20 protein-coding genes are annotated in these 21,854 nt (G+C 35.9%); 18 read left to right on the top strand and 2 right to left on the bottom strand.

Annotation, left to right across the window (positions count from 1 at the left end):
- Positions 1-128 precede the first annotated feature (128 nt).
- Positions 129-317, bottom strand: coding sequence for an SE1832 family protein (locus tag DFR56_RS08615; protein ID WP_110395031.1), 189 nt, complete (start codon positions 315-317; stop codon positions 129-131).
- A 125-nt stretch (positions 318-442) separates the two neighbouring features.
- On the opposite strand from DFR56_RS08615, the gene DFR56_RS08610 reads away from it, so the two are divergent.
- The 18 genes from DFR56_RS08610 to DFR56_RS08530 all read left to right on the top strand — a co-directional run bounded on the left by DFR56_RS08610 (position 443) and on the right by DFR56_RS08530 (position 21,024).
- A complete protein-coding gene (locus DFR56_RS08610) occupies positions 443-2,185 on the top strand; it encodes a phospho-sugar mutase (protein WP_342353152.1) in 1,743 nt (580 codons plus the stop codon).
- Positions 2,186-2,389: 204 nt separating this feature from the next.
- Entirely contained in the window at positions 2,390-3,154 is a 765-nt protein-coding gene (locus DFR56_RS08605; RefSeq protein WP_110395029.1) for a TerC family protein, read from the top strand.
- A 16-nt stretch (positions 3,155-3,170) separates the two neighbouring features.
- The gene (locus DFR56_RS08600; protein ID WP_110395028.1) at positions 3,171-3,527 is read left to right on the top strand and encodes a DUF488 domain-containing protein; all 357 of its coding nucleotides are present in this window, start codon (positions 3,171-3,173) and stop codon (positions 3,525-3,527) included.
- Between the two features lie 196 nt (positions 3,528-3,723).
- Positions 3,724-5,148 carry an aspartate ammonia-lyase gene (gene aspA, locus DFR56_RS08595; protein WP_110395027.1) on the top strand — a complete coding sequence of 475 codons (1,425 nt, stop codon included), beginning with the start codon at positions 3,724-3,726 and terminating at the stop codon, positions 5,146-5,148.
- A gap of 20 nt (positions 5,149-5,168) precedes the next feature.
- Positions 5,169-6,146 (top strand): hydroxyectoine utilization dehydratase EutB, encoded by a 978-nt coding sequence (eutB, locus tag DFR56_RS08590; RefSeq protein ID WP_110395026.1) that lies wholly within the window; start codon positions 5,169-5,171, stop codon positions 6,144-6,146.
- Between the two features lie 33 nt (positions 6,147-6,179).
- On the top strand, positions 6,180-7,865 hold the full coding sequence (locus DFR56_RS08585) for a PucR family transcriptional regulator (protein ID WP_211320620.1): 1,686 nt from the start codon (positions 6,180-6,182) through the stop codon (positions 7,863-7,865).
- A 219-nt stretch (positions 7,866-8,084) separates the two neighbouring features.
- A complete protein-coding gene (locus DFR56_RS08580) occupies positions 8,085-9,047 on the top strand; it encodes a cyclodeaminase (RefSeq protein ID WP_110395024.1) in 963 nt (320 codons plus the stop codon).
- 11 nt (positions 9,048-9,058) lie between these two features.
- Positions 9,059-10,288, top strand: coding sequence for a M20 metallopeptidase family protein (locus tag DFR56_RS08575; protein WP_110395023.1), 1,230 nt, complete (start codon positions 9,059-9,061; stop codon positions 10,286-10,288).
- A gap of 4 nt (positions 10,289-10,292) precedes the next feature.
- Positions 10,293-11,726, top strand: coding sequence for an aldehyde dehydrogenase family protein (locus DFR56_RS08570; RefSeq protein ID WP_110395022.1), 1,434 nt, complete (start codon positions 10,293-10,295; stop codon positions 11,724-11,726).
- Between the two features lie 434 nt (positions 11,727-12,160).
- The gene (locus DFR56_RS08565; protein WP_110395021.1) at positions 12,161-13,471 is read left to right on the top strand and encodes an aminotransferase family protein; all 1,311 of its coding nucleotides are present in this window, start codon (positions 12,161-12,163) and stop codon (positions 13,469-13,471) included.
- Positions 13,472-13,817: 346 nt separating this feature from the next.
- Positions 13,818-14,552: a maleate cis-trans isomerase family protein gene (locus DFR56_RS08560; protein ID WP_110395020.1), complete on the top strand. Its 735-nt coding sequence runs from the start codon at positions 13,818-13,820 to the stop codon at positions 14,550-14,552.
- A 115-nt stretch (positions 14,553-14,667) separates the two neighbouring features.
- A complete protein-coding gene (locus DFR56_RS08555; protein WP_110395019.1) occupies positions 14,668-15,159 on the top strand; it encodes a TRAP transporter small permease in 492 nt (163 codons plus the stop codon).
- Between the two features lie 36 nt (positions 15,160-15,195).
- Positions 15,196-16,488 carry a TRAP transporter large permease gene (locus DFR56_RS08550; RefSeq protein ID WP_110395018.1) on the top strand — a complete coding sequence of 431 codons (1,293 nt, stop codon included), beginning with the start codon at positions 15,196-15,198 and terminating at the stop codon, positions 16,486-16,488.
- 98 nt (positions 16,489-16,586) lie between these two features.
- A complete protein-coding gene (dctP, locus tag DFR56_RS08545) occupies positions 16,587-17,693 on the top strand; it encodes a TRAP transporter substrate-binding protein DctP (protein ID WP_110395017.1) in 1,107 nt (368 codons plus the stop codon).
- A gap of 513 nt (positions 17,694-18,206) precedes the next feature.
- On the top strand, positions 18,207-19,376 hold the full coding sequence (locus tag DFR56_RS08540) for a M24 family metallopeptidase (RefSeq protein WP_110395016.1): 1,170 nt from the start codon (positions 18,207-18,209) through the stop codon (positions 19,374-19,376).
- Between the two features lie 712 nt (positions 19,377-20,088).
- On the top strand, positions 20,089-20,226 hold the full coding sequence (locus tag DFR56_RS22910; protein ID WP_211320624.1) for a hypothetical protein: 138 nt from the start codon (positions 20,089-20,091) through the stop codon (positions 20,224-20,226).
- A gap of 114 nt (positions 20,227-20,340) precedes the next feature.
- Positions 20,341-20,604, top strand: coding sequence for a DUF5327 family protein (locus DFR56_RS08535; RefSeq protein WP_110395015.1), 264 nt, complete (start codon positions 20,341-20,343; stop codon positions 20,602-20,604).
- Positions 20,605-20,655: 51 nt separating this feature from the next.
- A complete protein-coding gene (locus DFR56_RS08530) occupies positions 20,656-21,024 on the top strand; it encodes a DUF423 domain-containing protein (RefSeq protein ID WP_110395014.1) in 369 nt (122 codons plus the stop codon).
- On the opposite strand, the gene DFR56_RS08525 is transcribed toward DFR56_RS08530, so the two are convergent.
- Positions 21,019-21,282 carry a hypothetical protein gene (locus tag DFR56_RS08525; protein ID WP_110395013.1) on the bottom strand — a complete coding sequence of 88 codons (264 nt, stop codon included), beginning with the start codon at positions 21,280-21,282 and terminating at the stop codon, positions 21,019-21,021. The genes DFR56_RS08530 and DFR56_RS08525 overlap by 6 nt on opposite strands.
- Positions 21,283-21,854: the final 572 nt, after the last annotated feature.

Genomic DNA, 21,854 nt, shown 5'->3' with positions numbered 1-21,854 from the left:
TAATGTGCAATATGCTTTAATATTGCAAAATGAAAAATCCGAACGGTGATGCAGATTTTCCAATGAAAATTTGCATCACCATTCGGATCATCCCTTGGCGAAAACACTTTTTATCCTAGCCACAATCTTTATTTATCAAAATCAAGCTTTTCAAGTTGTTTATTTACTCCAGCAATTTCCTCTTCTAAACGAATAAGTTGTTCTTCAGCTGCAGACACTCTACCTCTTACAAATTCTAATTTATCCATATCACCTTGAATTCGTATATAGTCAGATTTTAACTCTAACAACTTTGCTTCCAATTCTTTTTTAGTCATGTTCATCACTCCTACTAATAGTTTAGTAGATTTGATACATGTATGACAAGTGAAAATCCTTGAGTAGAACAATTATCTATTTTGTGATATTATTTGACTAAATGTGTAGCTTGGGAGGAAATCCATTGGTTAACTGGGAAGATGCATTCCGAAAATGGGTAGATGCTAAAAATTTAGATCCAATATTAAAACAACAATTGATCGAAATGAAATCTAATAAAAATGAACTACAAGATGCTTTTTATGAGCAATTAACATTTGGCACGGGTGGGATGCGTGGTGTTTTAGGACCTGGGATCAATCGAATGAACATTTATACCATTCGAAAAGCTGTAAAAGGATTGGCATTTTATTTAGAGGAAAATCGGGTAAACTATAGGGACCGTGGAGTTGTCATTGCCTATGATTCACGGTATATGTCCAAAGAATTTGCTATTGAAGCAGCAAAAGTTCTTGGGGTACATGGTATAAAAGCTTATGTATTCGAAGAAATAAAACCGACTCCATTACTCTCTTTTGCAGTTCGTTATTTAGGTACCGTTGCAGGAATCATGATTACCGCAAGTCATAACCCTCCTGAGTATAACGGCTTTAAAGTATATAATGAAGAAGGAAGTCAAATTTCATTAGACGAAGCAAATGAAATTATTCACCATATTCAACAAGTAGAAGATGAGCTTCATATTGAAGTGCTGACTGAAAAACATTTAGTTGAAAACAATTTACTAGAGTGGATGAATGGCGAAGTAGATCACGCATATTTAGAACAATTAATAAAAATTTCCAAGATGGATGAACAGGCGTTACTAGCGGAAAAAGAACTTAAAATTGTCTTAACTCCGCTTCATGGAACTGGATTACCATTAGTCAGAAATGGATTAAAGCAATTACAGTTTAAACATATCCATGTCGTGGATGAGCAAGCTATACCAGATCCGGAATTTTCAACCGTGCAATCTCCTAACCCAGAAGAAAAACAAGCCTTTAAAGAAGCAATAAAATTAGGGGATGAGATAGACGCTGATATATTACTTGCGACTGACCCCGATGCCGACAGACTTGGAGTTGCAGTGAAAAATAATGAAAACAAGTATGTGATCTTAACAGGAAATCAACTTGGGTCATTAATGCTTGATTATCTTTTAATGCACACAAATAAACATGTGTTAAAAAATGCTCGAATGATTAAAACGATCGTAACGACGGAACTTGGTCGTTCCATTGCGAATGAATACGGAGTAAAAACGATCGATACGTTAACAGGATTCAAATATATTGGTGAAAAAATCAATGAATTTGATGCAACTGGTGAAACGTTTATTTTTGGGTATGAAGAAAGCTATGGTTATTTAATAAGTAGTTTTACTCGTGATAAAGATGCAGTCCAGGCCGCAGTGATGGCATGTGAAATGGCTGAGTTTTGGAAAAACAAAGGCATGACTTTAGTTGATGCATTAGAAAAGTTATATAAAAAGCATGGTTATTTTAAAGAAGGATTGGATGCATTAACATTGAACGGGCTAGAGGGACAAGAAAAAATTGCCTCGATCGTCAATGATTTTCGTCACAACGAGCAACAGGCATATGGTAATATGAAGACAATTTATGTGGAAGATTATTTACAAAGCACGAGAATATATAAAAATGGTCAAAATAAAATGGAAAAAGTTTATTTGCCTAAGGAAAATGTGGTAAAATATATATTAGAAGATCAATGTTGGATATGTTTACGTCCTTCAGGAACAGAACCGAAAGTTAAATGGTATTACGGTGCTTATGGTAAAACAGAGAAAGAAGTAGATGAGCGATTATCCACATTAGAAAAATCGTTACAAGAAATAATTGTACAACCGTTACATTTAACTTAAAAAAATAGGTAATTAAATAAAGGGGAGTAGCTGTACAGTTAATGTCGTCATTCCGAGAGAAATCTCCGGCTTAACTGGCAACTAAGTTGTTAGCAAGACCTTTACCATTATTTGTTTGTTAGCGAAATGATAATCATTTTGCTTTCAAGCATAATAAGGTAAAGGTTTTTTGATTTTCCAAATTTACATAAGGGAGACATGTCAGTGGACATACAATTATTAGTGGAATATTTATGGGTGTTAGTTATTTTAATTGGTTTGGAAGGGTTATTAGCTGCTGACAATGCACTCGTACTGGCAATTATGGTAAAACATTTACCAGAAAAACAAAGAAAGAGAGCGTTGTTTTATGGTTTAGCAGGTGCATTTATTCTTCGATTTGGTTCCTTATTTATTATTTCTTTTCTTGTCGATGTCTGGCAAGTGCAGGCAATTGGAGCGGCTTATTTACTATATATATCGATAAAACACTTGGCTGATAAAGCAATGAATAAAGATAATGTGAAAAAAACAAAGAAATCAGGGAGTGGTTTCTGGATGACTGTAGCAAAAGTAGAAGTTGCAGATCTTGCATTTGCAGTAGATTCGATTCTGGCTGCAGTTGCATTAGCTGTCGCTCTCCCACCATCGGGAATTTTCACTATTGGGAGTCTCGATGGCGGACAATTTCTCGTTATTTTTGCAGGTGGAATGATCGGTGTTATTATCATGCGCTTTGCTGCAAACATGTTTGTGGATTTATTAAATCGACGCCCAGGCCTTGAAGTAGCGGCATTTGTTATTGTTGGTTGGGTAGGAATAAAACTTGCCGTTCTCGTCTTAGGGCATGAGGAAGTTAATATTATTTCAGAACAATTTGTCCATTCAACCGGTTGGAAAATGACATTTTATCTCGGCTTACTTATTATCGCAATTGCCGGTTGGTTTTTATCTGATTTAGGGAATAAGAATAAAGGAGAGGAAAAATAATAAGAGGAGGATCGGAATGACCAAAATTAAGACAAGGCGAATATATGATAAAATGAAAGAAGATGGCGGAATAAGGATTTTAGTGGATCGATTATGGCCAAGGGGTGTATCAAAAGAAGAGGCACAGTTAGATTATTGGTTAAAAGAACTTGGTCCTTCAAATGAATTAAGAAAGTGGTTTAATCATGAGGGTAAAAAATTTGCACAATTTAAAGAGAAATATAAAGAAGAATTAAAACAAGGTGATCAACAAGAAGCTTTTATCAAGTTGAAAGAAATAATAAAGGAAACAGATAAAGATATTACATTATTATTTGGAGCAAAAGACGAAGAAAATAACAATGCAAAGGTTCTTGAAGAAGTGATTCAATAGATTACTGTCCCTACAACCTTAGACGAAAACGTCAAAGTTTTCTAAAATCGGATTGAAAACTAAATAAAAAGAATATATAATCGAGATGGATATAAGAAAAACTGCCCGCTTTAGATAATAAAATCAAATTGCGGTAGTCTATAAAATATAATGAGATGCTTATTATTAGCGCCAAATCAGGAGGAAATGATTGCAGATGGTAGTAAATCAAAATCGTGTTGAGGAAGATCTATTAGGACAAAAGGAGGTTCCTGCTTCCGCTTATTACGGGATTCAAACAGTGAGAGCACGTGAAAATTTTAATATTACAGGATACACCATTGAACCAGAGTTGATCGTGGCAATTTCTTTAGTGAAAAAAGCGGCAGCACTTGCGAATATGGAAGTTGGAAGCCTAGACCACACGATTGGAAATGCTATCGTTAGTGCGGCAGATGAAGTGATTTCCGGGAATTTGCATGATCAATTTATCGTCGACCCAATTCAAGGTGGTGCGGGAACGTCTGTTAATATGAACGCAAATGAAGTCATTGCCAATCGTGCACTTGAATTGATCGGAAGAGAAAAAGGCGAGTATGATGTGATCCATCCAAATATTCACGTAAATATGGCTCAATCAACGAATGATGCTTTTCCGACTGCTATCCATATTGCTACATTACAATTTATTGAGCGATTAGAAGAAACACTTAAACGACTTTCGGCTACTTTTTTTGATAAAGGAAAAGAATTTGACCATGTAATTAAAATGGGTCGCACGCATTTACAAGATGCCGTACCAATTCGCTTAGGACAAGAGTTCCAAGCTTATGGACGAGTCTTATCACGCGATTTAAAAAGAATTAGTAAACTCCATGAAGGACTTCTAGAAGTAAACTTGGGAGCAACTGCAGTTGGAACGGGACTTAATGCAGACCCAAGTTATATGAGAAGGTCTGTAGAAATTTTAAGAGAACTGACAGGAGTTCCTTTTAAAAATGCCGAAGATCTAGTTGATGCAACCCAGAATACAGATGCGTATACAGAAGTGTCTTCTGCATTAAAAATTTGTATGATCAATATGTCGAAAATCGCCAATGATTTACGATTGATGTCTTCCGGACCTAGAGCAGGATTTGCTGAAATTAATATTCCAGCCCGTCAGCCAGGTTCATCCATTATGCCAGGTAAAATAAATCCTGTCATATGTGAAGTTGTGAACCAAGTAGCTTTTCAAGTAGTGGGGAATGATCAAACAATTTCTATGGCATCTGAAGCTGGTCAGTTTGAACTAAATGTAATGGAGCCAGTCCTTATCTTTAATCTCCATCAGTCATTACGGATGATGAATCAGGTACTTGATGCATTTAGAAAGTATTGTATTGAAGGAATCGAAGCGAATATAGAAGTATGTAAAGCATATGTTGATCAAAGTATTGGTGTCATTACTGCATTAAATCCACATGTCGGCTATAAAATTGCAACCAAAGTAGCAAAAGAAGCGTTAGAAACAGGAGTATCCGTACGGGACATCGTATTAAGAGATAATATTTTATCAGAAGTGGCGATCGACCAAATACTAGATCCATTTGAAATGACTCGGCCAGGAATTGCAGGGGAACCAATACCAACAAATAAATAATATTAAAAGGTGGTAGAGGTATGGGGAATCAACGTTTTGAAAAAGATGTAACAATGCCATCTGTATGGCAAGCGAGAAAGCGCATAAGTAATATCGTTTCCGAGACACCACTTATTTCAAGTCCAAAGTTAGGAGAACTGTTAGGTGCCTCCGTTCATTTAAAGTTAGAAAATATGCATGAAATAGGTGCATTTAAAATAAGGGGAGCAGCAAACAAGCTGCTCTCTTTAACAATGGAAGAAAGAGCAAAAGGGGTGACGACCTTTTCGACTGGCAATCATGGTCTAGCAGTAGCTTATGTTGCAAACACATTAGGAGTGAAAGCGCTTATTTGTATTTCCAATCGTGTACCGCAAGCAAAAGTAGATAAATTACAACAATTAGGAGCGGAAGTGATCAAGGTTGGAGATAGTCAAGATGAGGCTGAACAGTATAGTTATAAGTTAGAAAAGGAACATGGATTGACTGTCATTAAACCTTTTGATGATCCATTCGTTATAGCTGGTCAAGGAACAATAGGATTAGAACTACTTCATCATCTTCCGCATATAGATACGGCGATCATTCCTGTATCTGGGGGAGGATTATTTGCGGGTATTGCTTTCGTGTTAAAAAAGAATAACCCGAAGATAAAACTGATCGGTGTTTCCATGGAAAGAAGTCCAGTTATGTTTGAAAGTGTTCGCGCAAACAAGCCTGTTTCGCTAAAAGAGCAAGATACGTTAGCAGATAGTTTACTTGGTGGAATAGGGTTAGATAATCAATACACATTTCCAATGGTACAACATTTAATCGATGAATTTGTGTTACTTTCTGAAGAAGAGATTGCTAAAGGGATGGCTTTTATGCTTCATGAACACCGCTTTATCGTAGAAGGGGCTGCTGCAACTGGTGTTGGGGCTATAGTAAGTGGTAAAATAAAAGAAGCTGGTAAAGAAGTTGCCACAATAATTACTGGAAATAATGTTGATCCATCCGTAATGAAAAAAATCATCTAGCTTTTGTTATCACATGAAATGGAGAGTGAAGAAATGCCTATAACTGTACAGGAAATTGTGAATCTCCCTATTTTCAATACGGCAAAAGTAAGAACTGGAATCGAAATATTAGATAAGCGTGATGTAGAATGGATGTCGGCAATCGAAGGTCCCGTAGAAAACTTTGTTAGAAAACAAGAATTTGTCCTTACGACTGGAATGGGTTGTGAAAATGAACCTGAATTATTGTTTCAATTTGTTAAAGATGTTTATGAGTCTGGGGCCTCGGCTCTAGGAATCGCCATTGGACGTTATATATTTGATATTCCAGATACCATTATTGATTTTGCAGAGGAAAAAAGATTCGTCCTCATCGAATTACCTTGGGAATTAAGATTTGCAGATATTCAAAGAGAAACGATGAAAGAAATAAATAGAAGGCAAGAAAGCTTTTCAGAAAAGGCTCGACAAACACAGAAGATGCTCATAGATTTCGTTATTCACGGAAAAGACCTATCGGAAATTATTAAATTTGTCGAACGTGAATTAGATTGTGCCATTGTATTTGCTGATAGCAAAGGGCGGGCAAAATCATCAGGAGCAGATCCGGAAAAAATGATTGACCTCTGGTATAGTTTTGAGACAGATGATGAGATCAATATGGATGAATCATCTTTCAGACATATTCAAAAGGTTGCCTATGAAGATGGGTATTTACTTAAAAAAGAAATTACATCTGGATCTAGAAATTTAGCACAAGGGTATTTTATTATTTTAATGAAAAATAAAAATTTGCTAACAAATAATGCCCTTCAAGTAATGGAAAGCTTGTCCGCTGCAACAGCTTTATGGATTTCTCGTGAGGATGCAATTGTAAAAACGGAGATTCGCCTTCGAAATGAATTTATTTGGGGATTAGCAAAAACGCCACAAATGATTTTTGATGATAACATTCAGTCACGAGCGAAACTTTTCGGCTATAATCTGAACGTACCGTATATATGTATGGTTGGGTATTCAGAAAATTTCGATAGTTTTTCAGAAGGGCAATACGGTGGGCAAGACTTTGGCTTTAAAAATATTATTTACTATATTGAAGAAGAAGTACGATATGCAGCTTCGGTAGTAAATAAAACAGTTGCATTTACATTTGATGATGATCGACTCATTATTTATTTAGAATCCAAAAATGAGGAACATAGTACCGTTCATCACTTTTTAGATTTGGTAGATAAACGATTAAACGCGCTCATACCAGGAGTACTTTTTTCGTGGGGAATCGGTATGCATTTGGACGGAATCATGCAATTTCATGAAAGCTATAAAAAGGCTAGTTCAGCACTTGATATGGGTAGAAAACAAAAAGGACCTGGACAACGAATTAGTTTTGAAGACACCCAATTAAATCGCTTGCTTCTCCATCTAGCGAACAATCATGAAGTTCGTGATATAACCTTAGCGACCATTGCTCCACTCATTGAATACGAACAAAAACGAGAAATGGATTTAATCGACACATTTATCGCTTACGATAATCAAAACGGCAATGTTAGTCAGGCAGCACGAATTTTAAATTTACACCGCCAATCATTATTATATCGTTTAAGGAAAATAGAAAGTTTAACCAATTTATCACTTGATAACCCAGACGATGTTTTCTTATTAAATATTAGTATTAAAGTATGGTTAACAGGTGCTTTAAAAACAACAGAAAATTTTCATTATCACATGGACTCTTAGCGAAAAAATTGCTAGGGGTTTTTTCATTCTACGAACAGTTAAACAGAGAAATAGACGGACTAAAAATACAAAATGAACAATTTCATACAATTTGTATATAAACTGTCATGAAAAGTTCATACATTGTAGCAATTGTTTCCAATAAGGAATGAATCTTATAATAGAGGTACGATATTTTCAAGCTGAAATTGTTTTATAAGTGGTTAAGGGGGCATGTCGATGTTAATTTTCACAGAAGAGGAAATTAGGAAATATGTACAAATAAACGATGAAGTCATTCAAGAGGTTGAAGGGGCTTTCACCGATTTACAGTCTAAAAATGTTCAAATGCCACCAATTATGCGTGTGGATATTCCAGAAAATAATGGAGAAGTCGATGTGAAGACTGCGTATATTCCTGGACATGAGATGTTCGCTTTAAAAGTTTCATCAGGGTTTTTTAATAATTACAAACTTGGTTTGCCAAGTACAGGCGGATTAATGTTTTTAATCAATGCTTTAAACGGACAGCCAGAAGCACTCTTATACGACAATGGTTATTTAACTGATATACGTACTGCTGCAGCAGGCGCTGTTGCAGCTAAATATATGGCAAAAGAAAAAGTTCATACAGTTGGTGTAATCGGGGCAGGAGCCCAAGCTCGTTATCAATTAATGGCTTTAAGGGAAGTTCGTCATTTTAAGGAAATTAATGTTTGTGGCCGAACTAAAAAACGACTTCTTGAATTTAAACATGAAATGGAAGAAAAACTACAAGTAAAAGTAACGATAAAAGAAAATGCAGAAAGTGTAGTTAAAAATAGTGATATCGTCATTACAACTACTCCTGCAACCGAACCGGTCATACAAAGTGAATGGGTTCAACCTGGAACACATATTACAGCAATGGGTTCAGATGCAGAACATAAGCAAGAACTGGACCCGGAAATTTTACGAAAGGCTAACCTGTACGTATGTGATGTTATTTCTCAATGTGAAGTACTCGGGGAATTGCGTTCGGCTTTAGAACAAAACATAGTTGAAAAAACGGACGGCATTGTGGAGTTAGGTGAGATCACCTCGCAAAAAGAAATGGCGAGAAAAAAAGTTGATGATATTACAGTAGCTGATCTAACCGGCACAGGTGCACAAGATACTAGAATTGCACTTTATGCCTATAAAAAATTAACAGAAGAAAAGTGAGTTGATGTGATGTGAAAATAGTAAAAGGAGCTGAATCCTTATTTGACCAATTAAAGTTTTGGCGTCGTTATTTACATGAACATCCCGAGCTTAGTTTTGAGGAAGTTGAAACAGCAAAATTTGTCGTAAACGAACTTAAAAAGATCGACAATATTAAAATTGAAACGAATGTTGGTGGGCATGGTGTAGTTGCAACACTTACTTCTGGTCATGGGCCTACAATAGCTGTCCGAGCGGATATGGACGCATTACCAATCAAAGAAGAAAATGATCACTCTTTCGTTTCAAAGCATGAAGGGGTTATGCACGCTTGCGGTCACGATGCACATACCGCAATGTTACTTGGTGCTGTCCATTTACTATCGGAACAATTTAATAAAGGGCAATTAACAGGGACTGTGAAGTTTATTTTCCAACCTGCAGAAGAAAGTACAGATGAACATGGACTTTCTGGTGCTCCGTATATGATCCGCGATGGAGTATTACAAGATGTTGAATCGGTTATCGCTTTACATGTTTGTCCTTGGCATCCAGTCGGGGTTGTGCAAATGAATACTGGTTTTAGTATGGCGAATGTAGATGTATTTGAGGCAACGATTAAAGGAACAGGTGGTCACGGTGGATATCCCCATTTAGCGACGGATCCATTATGGATGTTAGGGGCAGTTTTACAAACATTTTACGGAACTGTCGGACGAAGAATATCCCCATTAGACATCGTTGCCGCCAGTATTGGAAAAATAGAAGCAGGTGCTGTTAGTAATGTGATTCCAGCTGAAGTGAAAGTAGAGGGAACATTACGCTCCTACTCCCCAGAAGCTCGAGAAAAGTTGGCAGAAGAAGTAGAGCAAGTTTTTAAACTGGTGGAAACGTTCGGAGGTTCCTATGAGTTTGAACTAGAAAAAGGTGAACCTGCATTAAATAATCATATGGAAGTGAATATGGTTATTGAACAAGCGATAAGTGAAATTTATCCAGATATGCATATTCATTGGGAGCCGTTTGGAATGGGTGGTGAAGATTTCGGGTATATGACTGAAGAGATTCCGGGATCCATGTTTTTCCTAGGCTGTTCACTTGAAGATGGATTAGACCGTGATCTTCACACACCAATTTTTGACATTGATGAAAATTGTTTGCCGATTGGAACAGCAATATTCGTAGCAGCGGTGAATCGTTTTTTAAAACGTGAAGAATCACATCATCCTTTAAAAAGGAATTCTATTCAGAGAGGTGCGTGAAAGTATGATGACTAAGATCAAGGGAAAAAGGATGTTAATTGGTGGTAGGTGGATCGAGAAAGAAGAGACGATTAATGTCTATGACCCTCAAGATAATACAATTTTTTCAACAGTACCAAAAGCGACAAAAGAGGATATGTTACATGCTATAGAGGCAGCTGAAGAGGGTGCAAAAATTGCCGCACAAATGCCTGTACATGAACGACTTTCTATTTTGAATAAAGCAGCAGACTATGTACTTGAACATAGTGAACTATATGCTGAAACAATTGCAAGTGAAGGAAGTAAAACAATTACAGAAGCAAGGGCAGAAGTGTCAAGATGTGTGGATACACTACGTATTTCCGCAGAAGAGGCAAGACGAATCAACGGGGAGACTATCCCTTTTGATCAAATGCCAGGACATGAAAATCGTGTTGGATATTATTATAAATTTCCAATTGGGATCATTGCTGCTATTACACCGTTTAATGACCCATTAAATTTAGTGGCTCATAAAATTGGCCCAGCAGTTGCATCAGGTAATGCGATCATCGTTAAACCAGCAACACTTACGCCAATAAGTGCGATCCTTTTAGCGGAGGCATTTGATGCTGCGGGATTACCTGAAAAAGTATTATCCGTCATTACCGGTAGTGGAAGTGAAATAGGCGACATATTAATTTCACACCCTTCCATTCGTATGGTTTCGTTTACAGGTGGACTTGAAACAGGAGAACAAATTGCTAAAAAAGCAGGCCTGAAAAAGTTAAGCATGGAATTAGGCTCTAATTCACCGGTAATCGTTTTAGACGATGCTAATATAGAGGATACAGTTAGCAGTTGTGTATCAGGTGCATTTTGGGCAGTTGGGCAAAATTGTTTAGGTGTACAACGAATTTTTGTTACAGAGTCTAACTTTGATGAATTTGTCCAAAAATTTATCACCAAAACAAATACGTATAAAGTAGGGGATAAAAAGGATGAAGCGACCAATATGGGGCCACTTATTAGTGAGAAGGAAGCAATCCGTGTAGAAGAGTGGGTAAATGAAGCACTAGATGAAGGGGCAACTTTATTAACTGGCGGAAAAAGAGATGGGGCTTTTTATTCCCCTACGGTTTTAACAAATGTTTCGACTGATGCAAAAATTGCGAAAGAAGAAATATTTGGACCTGTCGTGTTATTGTTCCAAGTGAAGGATCTTGACGAAGCAATTGAAAAAGCTAATGACGTAAACTATGGCTTACAGGCCGGAATTTTCACAAAAGATATTAAACTAGCCTTTGAAGCAATCAAGCGATTAGAAGTAGGTGGTTTAATGATCAATGATAGTAGTGATTATCGAATTGATGGAATGCCTTTCGGTGGTGTAAAAGGATCTGGACTTGGGCGTGAAGGAGTAAAATATACGATTCAAGAAATGACCGAACCAAAAGTAATTCAATTTAAATTATAAATTGCTCAAAAGTGGGATGTTCAAAAACCCCAACAAAAATGACGCATCGAATTTCTGCGTTGGCTTGCTTTTTTAGGTACTCACGTATGGAAAAGCTTCAGAGGATCTTCCGTTACATTCGCCCACGTCCTGTGGGCAACACGGAAGTCATCACATCCTGTGAAAATCCGTTCCTCAAAGCGACGCCGCCTTGAACTTTTCGATCCTTTTTACCGGTATTTTTGAACACCTCTAATCGGCATGACGAGTGAAATAGCGAGGGAATTTACAAAAAAACAATATTTATATCATTTGAAATCTAAAATTATACCATGTACAATAACCAAGTATAAATGCGAGTAGGGTAAAAATGGTTCATTTTCTTACAGAATTCCTTCGTTCATTGTACAAATAAGTGGGTAATTTTGATCAAATGACACTTAGGAGGAAATAATATGGCTTCAGTAGTTACAAATGAAAAATTAAAAAATGAATTAGTGGAATTGGATAAAAAGCATTTTATCCATCCGACGTCAAACATGAAACAACTACAAGAAGAAGGTCCTGCTTTTATTTTTACAGAAGGGGACGGAATCTATCTAAAAGATGTAGAAGGTAGAACATTAATTGATAGTTTATCTTCATTATGGAATGTTAACATTGGGCATGGAAGAGAAGAACTTGGTGAAGTAGCAAAAGAGCAAATGGGTAAATTAGCCTTTACTTCAGCATTTAGTAATTGGAGCCATGAACCAATCATTAGACTTGCAGCTGAAGTTGCTAAATGGACGCCAGGTGATTTGAATGTAACATTCTTTACATCAGGTGGATCGGAAGCGAATGATACGGCATTTAAAACAGTGCGTCATTATTGGAAAATAAATGGGAAGCCTGAAAAGAAAAAAATCATTTCTCGTAAAAAATCGTATCATGGGGTAGCAATGGGAGCCACGAGTGCAACGGGTATTCCTGAATTCCATACATTCACAACATCAATTGCACCAGACTTTTACTATGTTGATAGTACGATAGAATCATTGAAAGAAATGATTGAAAAAGAAGGTGCAGATACAATTGCAGCCTTTATTTCAGAACCAGTTCAAGGTTCAGGTGGAGTGAATTTACCTGAAGACAGTTATTTTAAAGAAATACGAAAAATTTGTGATGAAAATGATATTTTAATCATATCAGATGAAGTAATTTGTGGATTTGGTCGTACTGGAACAAACTTCGGTATGGAGAATTTCGGAATCGTACCAGATATTATTACGATGGCAAAAGGTGTCACAAGTGGTTATGCGCCACTTGGAGGTATGGTTATTTCTGAAAAATTGCATAAAGAAATTTATGAAAAAACAGAAGGTAACTTTTGGCACGGATACACATATAGTGGCCATCCGACTGCAGCAGCAGTAGCACTTAAAAACCTAGAAATTATTGAGAATGAAAATCTAATTGAAAATGTTCGTACAATGGGCAAACATATGTTAGAAGGTTTTGAGTGGATTAAAGAACAGAATAAACAAGTAATTGATGTTAGAGGTATTGGCCTTTTAGGTGCAATTAGTCTGGAAAGAGAATCAGCAGATGTTGAGCCCGTAACACCAAAAATTGTTGCTGAAGCTTTAAAAAGAGGATTAATCTGCCGTGCAGTCGTATATGATGGTCAAGACACTTTAGCATTCGCTCCGCCGTTCATCATTAATAAAGAACAGATGGATGAAATGATTACTATTGTGAATGAGTCTATTCAGGCAGTATTATAATGAATAAAATACAGGTGGAGTAACACACTACTCCCCTGTTTTTTTTACACATAATAGAGGTTGTTTAAAAAGTCTCGTAAAAATGACACTTCGCCTTTCTATGCAAATAAGAAAGTATAAACTTTTTTACAGCATAAGTGCTACAAAAGCATTCATAATAAAAGCTATTAAACAAATTGTCTGATATAGAGATAATATATTCTTACAAATTAAACATTGATTTACAATAATACGATTTCTATAATTAAAGTTATTCAATAGTGAAATGTAATCATTCCCTACTTCCAAAGTAAAAAACGTACATGCATTAAAAAACAAAACATCAAGAGGAAAGGAGAGGGTATGATTGGGGGATTTACCATACGGTTGGAGAGCAAAAATTGGTTTAATTTATATCGCTTCAGCTTACTCCATGGAAGTTGAATTCTACCATATGGCACCAAAAGGAGTAACGACTCATACTACAAGAATTGCGTTGTCAGATCAACCAGAGCATTTTTCTATCGATGATCTGTCTAGTTTAGAAGAAGATGCCATTCGAGCAACAAGATTACTAGCTCAGGCACCTTTAAACGTCATTGCTTTCGGTTGTACAAGTGGTAGTTTTGTAAATGGCGTAAAATATGATCGTCAAATGATTAATCGAATGGAGAATATTGCTAATATTCCGTGTACTACAACGACGACAGCGGTTATGGAGGCGACCAAAGCTTTACAAGTTAAACATATCGCCATTGCAACTCCATATTCCGAGGAAGTAAATAAGTTAGCACATCGTTATTTTACAGAAAGTGGTCTAACCGTTACGAATATAACTGGACTAGGGATCATGAATGACTATGAAATTTCTAATCTAGATAGTAATACGATCTATCGCATGGCCATTAATGCAAACACAGATGATGCAGACGCATTGTTTATTTCTTGTACAGGATTACAAGCTGTCCATATGATTCAAGAACTAGAAGAGGATTTACAAAAACCCGTGATTACCTCAAATCAGGCTACTTTTTGGCATTCATTAAGATTAAGTGGTGTGGGAACACAAATAAAAGGTTTCGGTGAATTATTTTATAGATAAAGAATTAGACATTGTTACGTATTTCTTATCAATAAGTGAAATGTCGTTTCAATGAATTATGTTGATTTGAAAGCGTTTAACAGGATTTGACGCAATTTTAAGGGGGGTGTCTGAGATGAAAATTTTGCAGAAAATTGACTTACTGTGGGAAAAGGTAGAGAAAGGCATACTAAGCATAACGACTATTTTAATGAGTTTAATGTTAGTTGGAAATGCGATCAGTCGTTATTTTTTTAATAAAAGTTGGCCCTTTACAGAGGAAATTGGAAAGGTTGGTATTATTGTTTTAACCTTTATGGGGCTTGGATATGCAGCTAGGAAAAAGATGCATATTGAAATGTCTGGCTTTTACGATATGATGTCATTAAAAATGCAACGTGTCTTATCCATTTTTATCAACTTACTTTCCGCTCTTGTCTTAGCATTTTGTACGTATTTAGCAATCGAATACGTTATCCATTTGTATATATTGAATCAAGTATCAACCATTTTACGTATACCATTATATTTAACCATGATGGTTATTCCAATCGGTTTCTTTTTAGCGACTGTTCGATATATCGTCGATTTCTTTGATCGGTTACTAACTAAAGTCGAGGAAAAATAACGTATTAATTTTAAAGAGTGGAGGGGATATATAGACATGTTATGGTTAATTATTGCTTTGTTGTTCGTAATGTTATTTCTTAACTTCCCAATCATGATCGTATTACTAGTTTCAGCACTTTTAATGATGATCGTTTTTGCACCGGATGTTAGCTTTGTTATATTTGTCCAACAATTATCGAGTAGTGTTGAATCTTATGTCTTATTAGCAATTCCAATGTTCATTTTTGCTGCTGATATTATCGTAGAGGGACGAACAGCAAATAGGTTACTAGATTTTGTCAAAGATTTATTTGGACATATTCGTGGAGGAACAGGTATTGTTGCCGCCGCAACAAGTACGATGTTTGGATCAGTTTCAGGATCAGCGCAAGCAACCATTGCTGCGATTGGACGCCCGATGAGAAACAGGGCATTAGAATATGGATATAAAGATTCTCATATTATTGGACTAATTATTAACTCTGCTGGTATTGCAATTTTGATACCTCCAAGTATTGTGATGATTTATTACGGTATGTTGACAGGAACGTCAGTAGGGGATTTATTTATTGCTGGAATTATTCCCGGGTTAATGGTTTTTGTAGGATTTGCTTTATGGGAATTCTTTATTGCAATAAAGAAAGATATTCCAGTTGAGCCAAAGGCAACTTGGGGACAGCGTTGGTATTCATTTAGAAAAGCTCTCTTGACTTTTGGATTCCCAGTCCTAATTCTTGGTGGTATTTATACAGGAATGTTCAGTCCAACTGAGGCTGCGGCATTTTCGGTATTGTATGCAATGTTGTTAGAATTAGTTATTTACAGATCGATAAAAATTAAAGATATTTATCGAATTGCAGTATCAACAGGGGTAGTAACGAGTATTGTGTTTATTTTACTGGCAGCAGGTGGAGCATTTTCTTGGATTATCTCTTATTTGCGGATTCCACAAATGCTAACAGAGACTTTTTTAGGGAATGACCCTACTCAACTTCAAATTTTGTTGATTATGTCTTTATTCTTTTTAATATCCTGTATGTTTGTAGACTCATTAGTTGCAATAGCTATTTTAACACCAATTTTCTTCCCTATTGCAATGGCAGCGGATATACATCCTGTTGCTATTGGGATTTTAATAACGATGCAAGCAACACTTGGAACTGTAACACCACCATTCGGTGTTAATATTTTTACCGCGTGTGCGATATTTAAAAAGCCTTATTTAGAAGTGGTAAGGGGAATTGCCCCATATATAATCATTTTTTTAGCAATTAATTTACTGTTAATTATTTATCCAGAAATAATTATGGTATATCAAGATATTTTTGGTTCTTCTAAAGGTGGTTAATAATGATAGCTTCGTTAAACCTTTTATAGGGGGTGTTTAATTTCCTTTAAAATTGGGGGTCTTACGTAAACTTTAGAAAAATATAAGGAGGAAATGTATTGTTTAACAAAAAAGGACTATATGTATTCATGTTAATGTTTGTATTATCAATCGCTTTAATCGCTTGTGGTGGTGATAGTGATGATGCTGGCAATGGTGCTGATACAGATGCAGAAACCGATAGTGGAAATGATGATGCAGCAGCAAGTGGTGAACAAATTAATTTAAAGTTTGCACATGAAGAAGGTCAGGGAGATGTACAAGATTTATATGCAAATAAATTTAAAGAATTAATTGAAGAAAAATCTGATGGAAACATAACAGTAGATGTTTATACTGCTGGGCAACTTGGAAGTAATATGGACGTTCTACAGTCACTTCAAACTGGGGCAATTGAAATTGCCATTACATCACCAGGGTTTTCGGGAGATGTGATCCCAGAATCACAAATTATGGCTATTCCATTTTTATTCTCTGATAACTTAGAAGTGAATAAAAAAGTGCTCAACGAAAGTGAAGCATTATATGGACCATTAGCTGAAAAGTATGAAGAAAAAGGAATTACACCATTTAAATTCTGGTTAGAAGGATTTATGTGGTGGACAGCGAATAAAGAAATTACAACACCTGATGATATGAAAGGTGTAAAAATGAGAACGATGCCGACAAGTTTAATTATTAAGTCATATGAACTTATGGGAGCTAACCCGACTCCAACAGATTCTGGAGAAATTTACACGATGCTACAAACAAAAGGAATTGACGGGCAAGAAAACCCACTGTTTTATGTGTATAGCAGTAATTTCCATGAAGTTCAAGACTACTTAATGGATTCCAAACATCATATTTATACGACTGTAACTGCGGCAAACCAAGACTTCTTTGAAGGATTGTCACAAGAAAATCAAGACCTCATTCGAGAAGTAGTTCAAGAAGTAAATGACTGGTCATTTGACATGCAGGATGAAGAAGCCGAAAAAGCGTTAGAAGGTATTAAAACGGAAGACATTGAGATTGTTGAACTAACGTCTGAACAAAGACAAGCATTTAAAGAATTATCATTGGATGCACGTGAAGAGTACAAGAAAGAAAGCGATGCAGCAAAAGAAATTATAGAAACGCTTGAAAAAGAAATTGAAGAGGCAGAAGCAGAATTAGGTGAATAAAAGCACGCTCAAAAAATAAATAGAGACGGATTTAATTTTACACTACTCATGGGGAGTCTAACTTCATATTGTTCAATCTTTTTTGAAATGGACTCCTTTTTTTCATGGGTTAAATAATGGATATGTGATCATTTTTAGCAGAGTAGAAAAGCTTATTACTCATTGGTTAAAAGCACGATATCCCGGGATTGGTAATAAGTATCGCCCTACCGAAAAAGCCTTTAGGATTGCGATTACTCGTCGCTATAAACATTGTGCGTCCTAAATACGACTTTAGTTCTCGCTGTTAGCTACTTGGTAAATAAGGTAACCACTTAGTTACATAAGCGCAATATCGCCTCTGTCATTACTACAATGGATTGCCAATTGGCGTGTTTTATTTCGTCATAAACTAGCTATCCGCTAGTTTACTTACATAAGAGCAACATCACCTTTGTCATCGCCTGTCAGCTCGCCAATCGGTGTGTTTTCTTTAGCGAAAGCTAAGTTTTCTAAAAGAAAGGGAGGAAAATTATGTTAATTTTTTCTGTATCCGAATACAAAAATAGACTTACGAAAACGAAAGAAAGTATGGAAAAACAAGGAATTGATGTTTTATTAGTAACAGATCCAGCGAACATGAATTACTTAACAGGCTTTGATGCATGGTCATTTTATGTTCACCAATTATTAATTGTCATCGCTGATGAAGAAGAGCCAATATGGGTTGGTCGTGGAATTGATGCAAGTGCCGCTGAAATAACGACATGGTTAAAACAAGAGAGTATTATTCCATACCCAGATAATTATGTCCAATCAACAGAAAGACACCCGATGGACTTTGTAGCGAATATAATAGAAGAAAAAGGGCAAGCAAATAAAACGATAGCTGCTGAATATGACGCATATTACTTTACGGCAAAAAACTACATTCAATTAACGAAAAAGTTACCTAATGCGAAATTTGTCGATGGAACAAGTCTAGTTAATTGGATTCGAATTGTGAAGTCAGATGGTGAAATTGACCTAATTAAAAAGGCAGCAACTATCGTGACACAAACAATGTATAAAGGAATTGAAAAAATAAATGCAGGAGTCCGTGAATGTGATGTAGTGGCTGATATATTTCATAAACAAATCTCAGGAACAGATGAATTTGGTGGCGATTATACTTCCATTGTTCCATTACTACCTTCCGGAGAAAAAACATCTGCTTGTCATTTAACGTGGACAGATGAAAAGTACAAAGAAGGAGATCCTGTTATTTTAGAATTGGCTGGTTGTCATAAACGTTACCATTCACCATTAGCACGAACATTGGTTATTGGACAGCCGACACCTGAAATGGAAGAATTAGCAGATGCAGCAATTGAAGGAATTGAAGCAGCACTAGATGTTATTAAGCCTGGTACAACTTGTGAACAGGTAGAACTTGCATGGCGAAAATCGATTGAAAAAAGAGGATTTGAAAAAGAATCACGTATCGGCTACTCAACAGGGTTAAACTACCCACCTGATTGGGGTGAGCATACTGCAAGCTTAAGGCCTGGGGATACGACAATCTTACAACCGAATATGGTTTTCCATATGATTCCAGGAATATGGATGGATACTTACGGAATTGAAATTAGTGAAACATTCCGTGTCACTGAAAACGGTTGTGAAGTACTTGCTGATGTAGAGAGAAAATTGTTTATTAAGTAGTCGTTACAGTAAAAAAATAATCATACTGCCTAAGCGGTTGATGAATATAGCAATAGAACAATACTGATTAAAATAGTATTGTTCTTCCATATTATTTTATCTCACCAAACTACCATTACGGTTATATTTTTAGAAGAGCTTGTACATCATCAATAAGATATGTTGGATTTTCACTTTGAAGCTTTTCTTTGGAGTGGCTTCCCCAAGTAACTGCACATGTTAAGCAGTTAGCATTCTTCCTCATCTGAATATCGAAAATTGTGAGAATTAAATGCGACAATGAGTTGTTTTCCATCTAGGAGAGATTTATAGTTTTTTACTTTTCCTTTCACAAGTAAAAAATGTTTTTTAATTGCTCTCCCTCCATGCATAAAATTTTTTTTGATTTGAACGCATATAGCGACATATCCAGGTTTGAAATTGGAAATATGGAAGCAAGGTTATATTGATCTATATATGAGGTACGTAATTCGTCATCTAAAAAGTTTTATCATGCATTTACATCTCCCTACGTAGTTATCTCATTATAAGACAATAGCTATTCAGAGATAAAGGACATGTGTCTCAAAAATGAAAAAAACGTTCTTCTTTTATGAAGGTGCCCCATTTAGAGCACATTTTTTTATCATCTATCCAGAAAACATATTGATAAATTAGATAGTCAATTGTATAATAAATGAAAATTGGTGTTTTGTGGAAAGGGGTCTGTCGTGTGGTCGGATGGATAGAAATGTATGAAATGACAAAGAAGAAACTCGACAGGGAACTGAAACAACAAGAAATTGATTTTTTGAAGTGGGTTTATGAGAAGCATAAGAAGGAAGAAGAGTTAAAAATGGAAACCAAATAAATAGAGGTAGATCACCAGTCTTATCTTATAAAGATAAGACTTATTCGTCGTTGGAAAGTATATAATGCAAATGTAAAAGCGATAATGCTATACTGATAAGTGGAGGTTTAAACTATGACAATATCAAAAGATACAGTGATCAATAAAATGATGGAAGAACTACAAGCAGCCAAAAATTCCATGCATAATAACTTAGAAGTGATCAATCATATATCGAAGGTAAAACTTTTAAGCGAGTTAATTTTAGATGAATATGAAGGGGAACATCAACCGAAAATAAATGAAGTTACTACTCTAAACAATGAACAGAAAAGTGCGGAGGGACAGACCGCCACGAAACACATTCCAGATGACCAATCGTCTATTTTCGATTTCTAAGAAGGGTATAACTGTTTTTACAAAAAATTTGAGAAGAAAGGATAGAATAGAATGAAGGCATTTTTAGTAATTGGTGCAGTAAATGGCTTTTTGGCTGTCGCTCTAGGAGCATTTGGAGCACATGGCTTAGAAGGAAAAATTTCTGATCAAGCATTGAAAACATGGGAAAAAGCGGTACATTATCAAATGTTTCATACTGTTAGTTTACTTATTACAGGGGTTGCCCTATTTAAACTACAGTCTAGTGCACTATTATGGGCTGGGTGGTTGTTTATATTAGGAATTATTTTATTTTCCGGCAGCTTATATTTATACTCTACAACAGGGGTTCGCTCTTTGGCGATGATTACTCCTTTTGGTGGGATCGTGTTTTTGATTGGATGGATTTTATTTGGCTATGCCATGATGAAACTGTTATGAGCCTCTGACAAATTTGATGAATAAATACGATATTAAAATAAATAAGATTAGACCACGGATAAGTTGTTTGATACTTTCTGTCTTTCGGAGTGACATATTTAATAGTAGTGCTTCCGTCACAATACTTAATGTAAGTAGGTAAAGAGAAAATAAAATAATTAGCTGATATGACTTGATCATTGCAAAGAGTCCAATAAGGAATGCAAGAAGAAGCGAAACGATACTAATTTGATTGTATTTGTCACGTTGATGGTGCATAGTTATCAACCCTCTTCTTCTAGTGTTGATGTAAATATATGTGAGCATTATCCATTATATGAATCATATGGTAAGTTTAAAGCACATTAAAAAAGGGCGGGCTATAACAAAAGATTCTACTCTAAAAGAAGAACGGTTACAGGGTGGCTAGTTTTAAAGTGGTTGGGTTTTAAGTATAGACGTAGTTGAACTAAACTGTGCAATAACTGCTTGGTCCACCGTTGCGGAAGACCAACATAATTCACGATTCCAGCACATAATTGAATTTTGTGGCACATAACATAATTCGAGATGCGCCATATAACTGCGAAGAATCGCCACATAATTGCGAAGACGCGCCATATAATTGCGAGGATGCGCCATATAATTGCGAAGATGCGCCATATAATCGCAAAGAACCGCCATATATCCTCTACGATGACACATCATTGTTGAAAATGTGCATGTTTTTCCGACATTTTCACGCATTTAAAATGATCGATAGCAAAAAACAACCATCGGAAAATGGAAACAAAAATGTCTTGTACGATTAAAACCATATTTTCGAAGCGATGGGACATTCACTAATCGAA

It is taken from the genome of Pseudogracilibacillus auburnensis (assembly GCF_003201975.1).
In the GTDB taxonomy this organism is placed as follows: Bacteria; Bacillota; Bacilli; order Bacillales; family Amphibacillaceae; genus Pseudogracilibacillus; species Pseudogracilibacillus auburnensis.
This window is presented reverse-complemented; position numbering and strand designations above follow the sequence as displayed.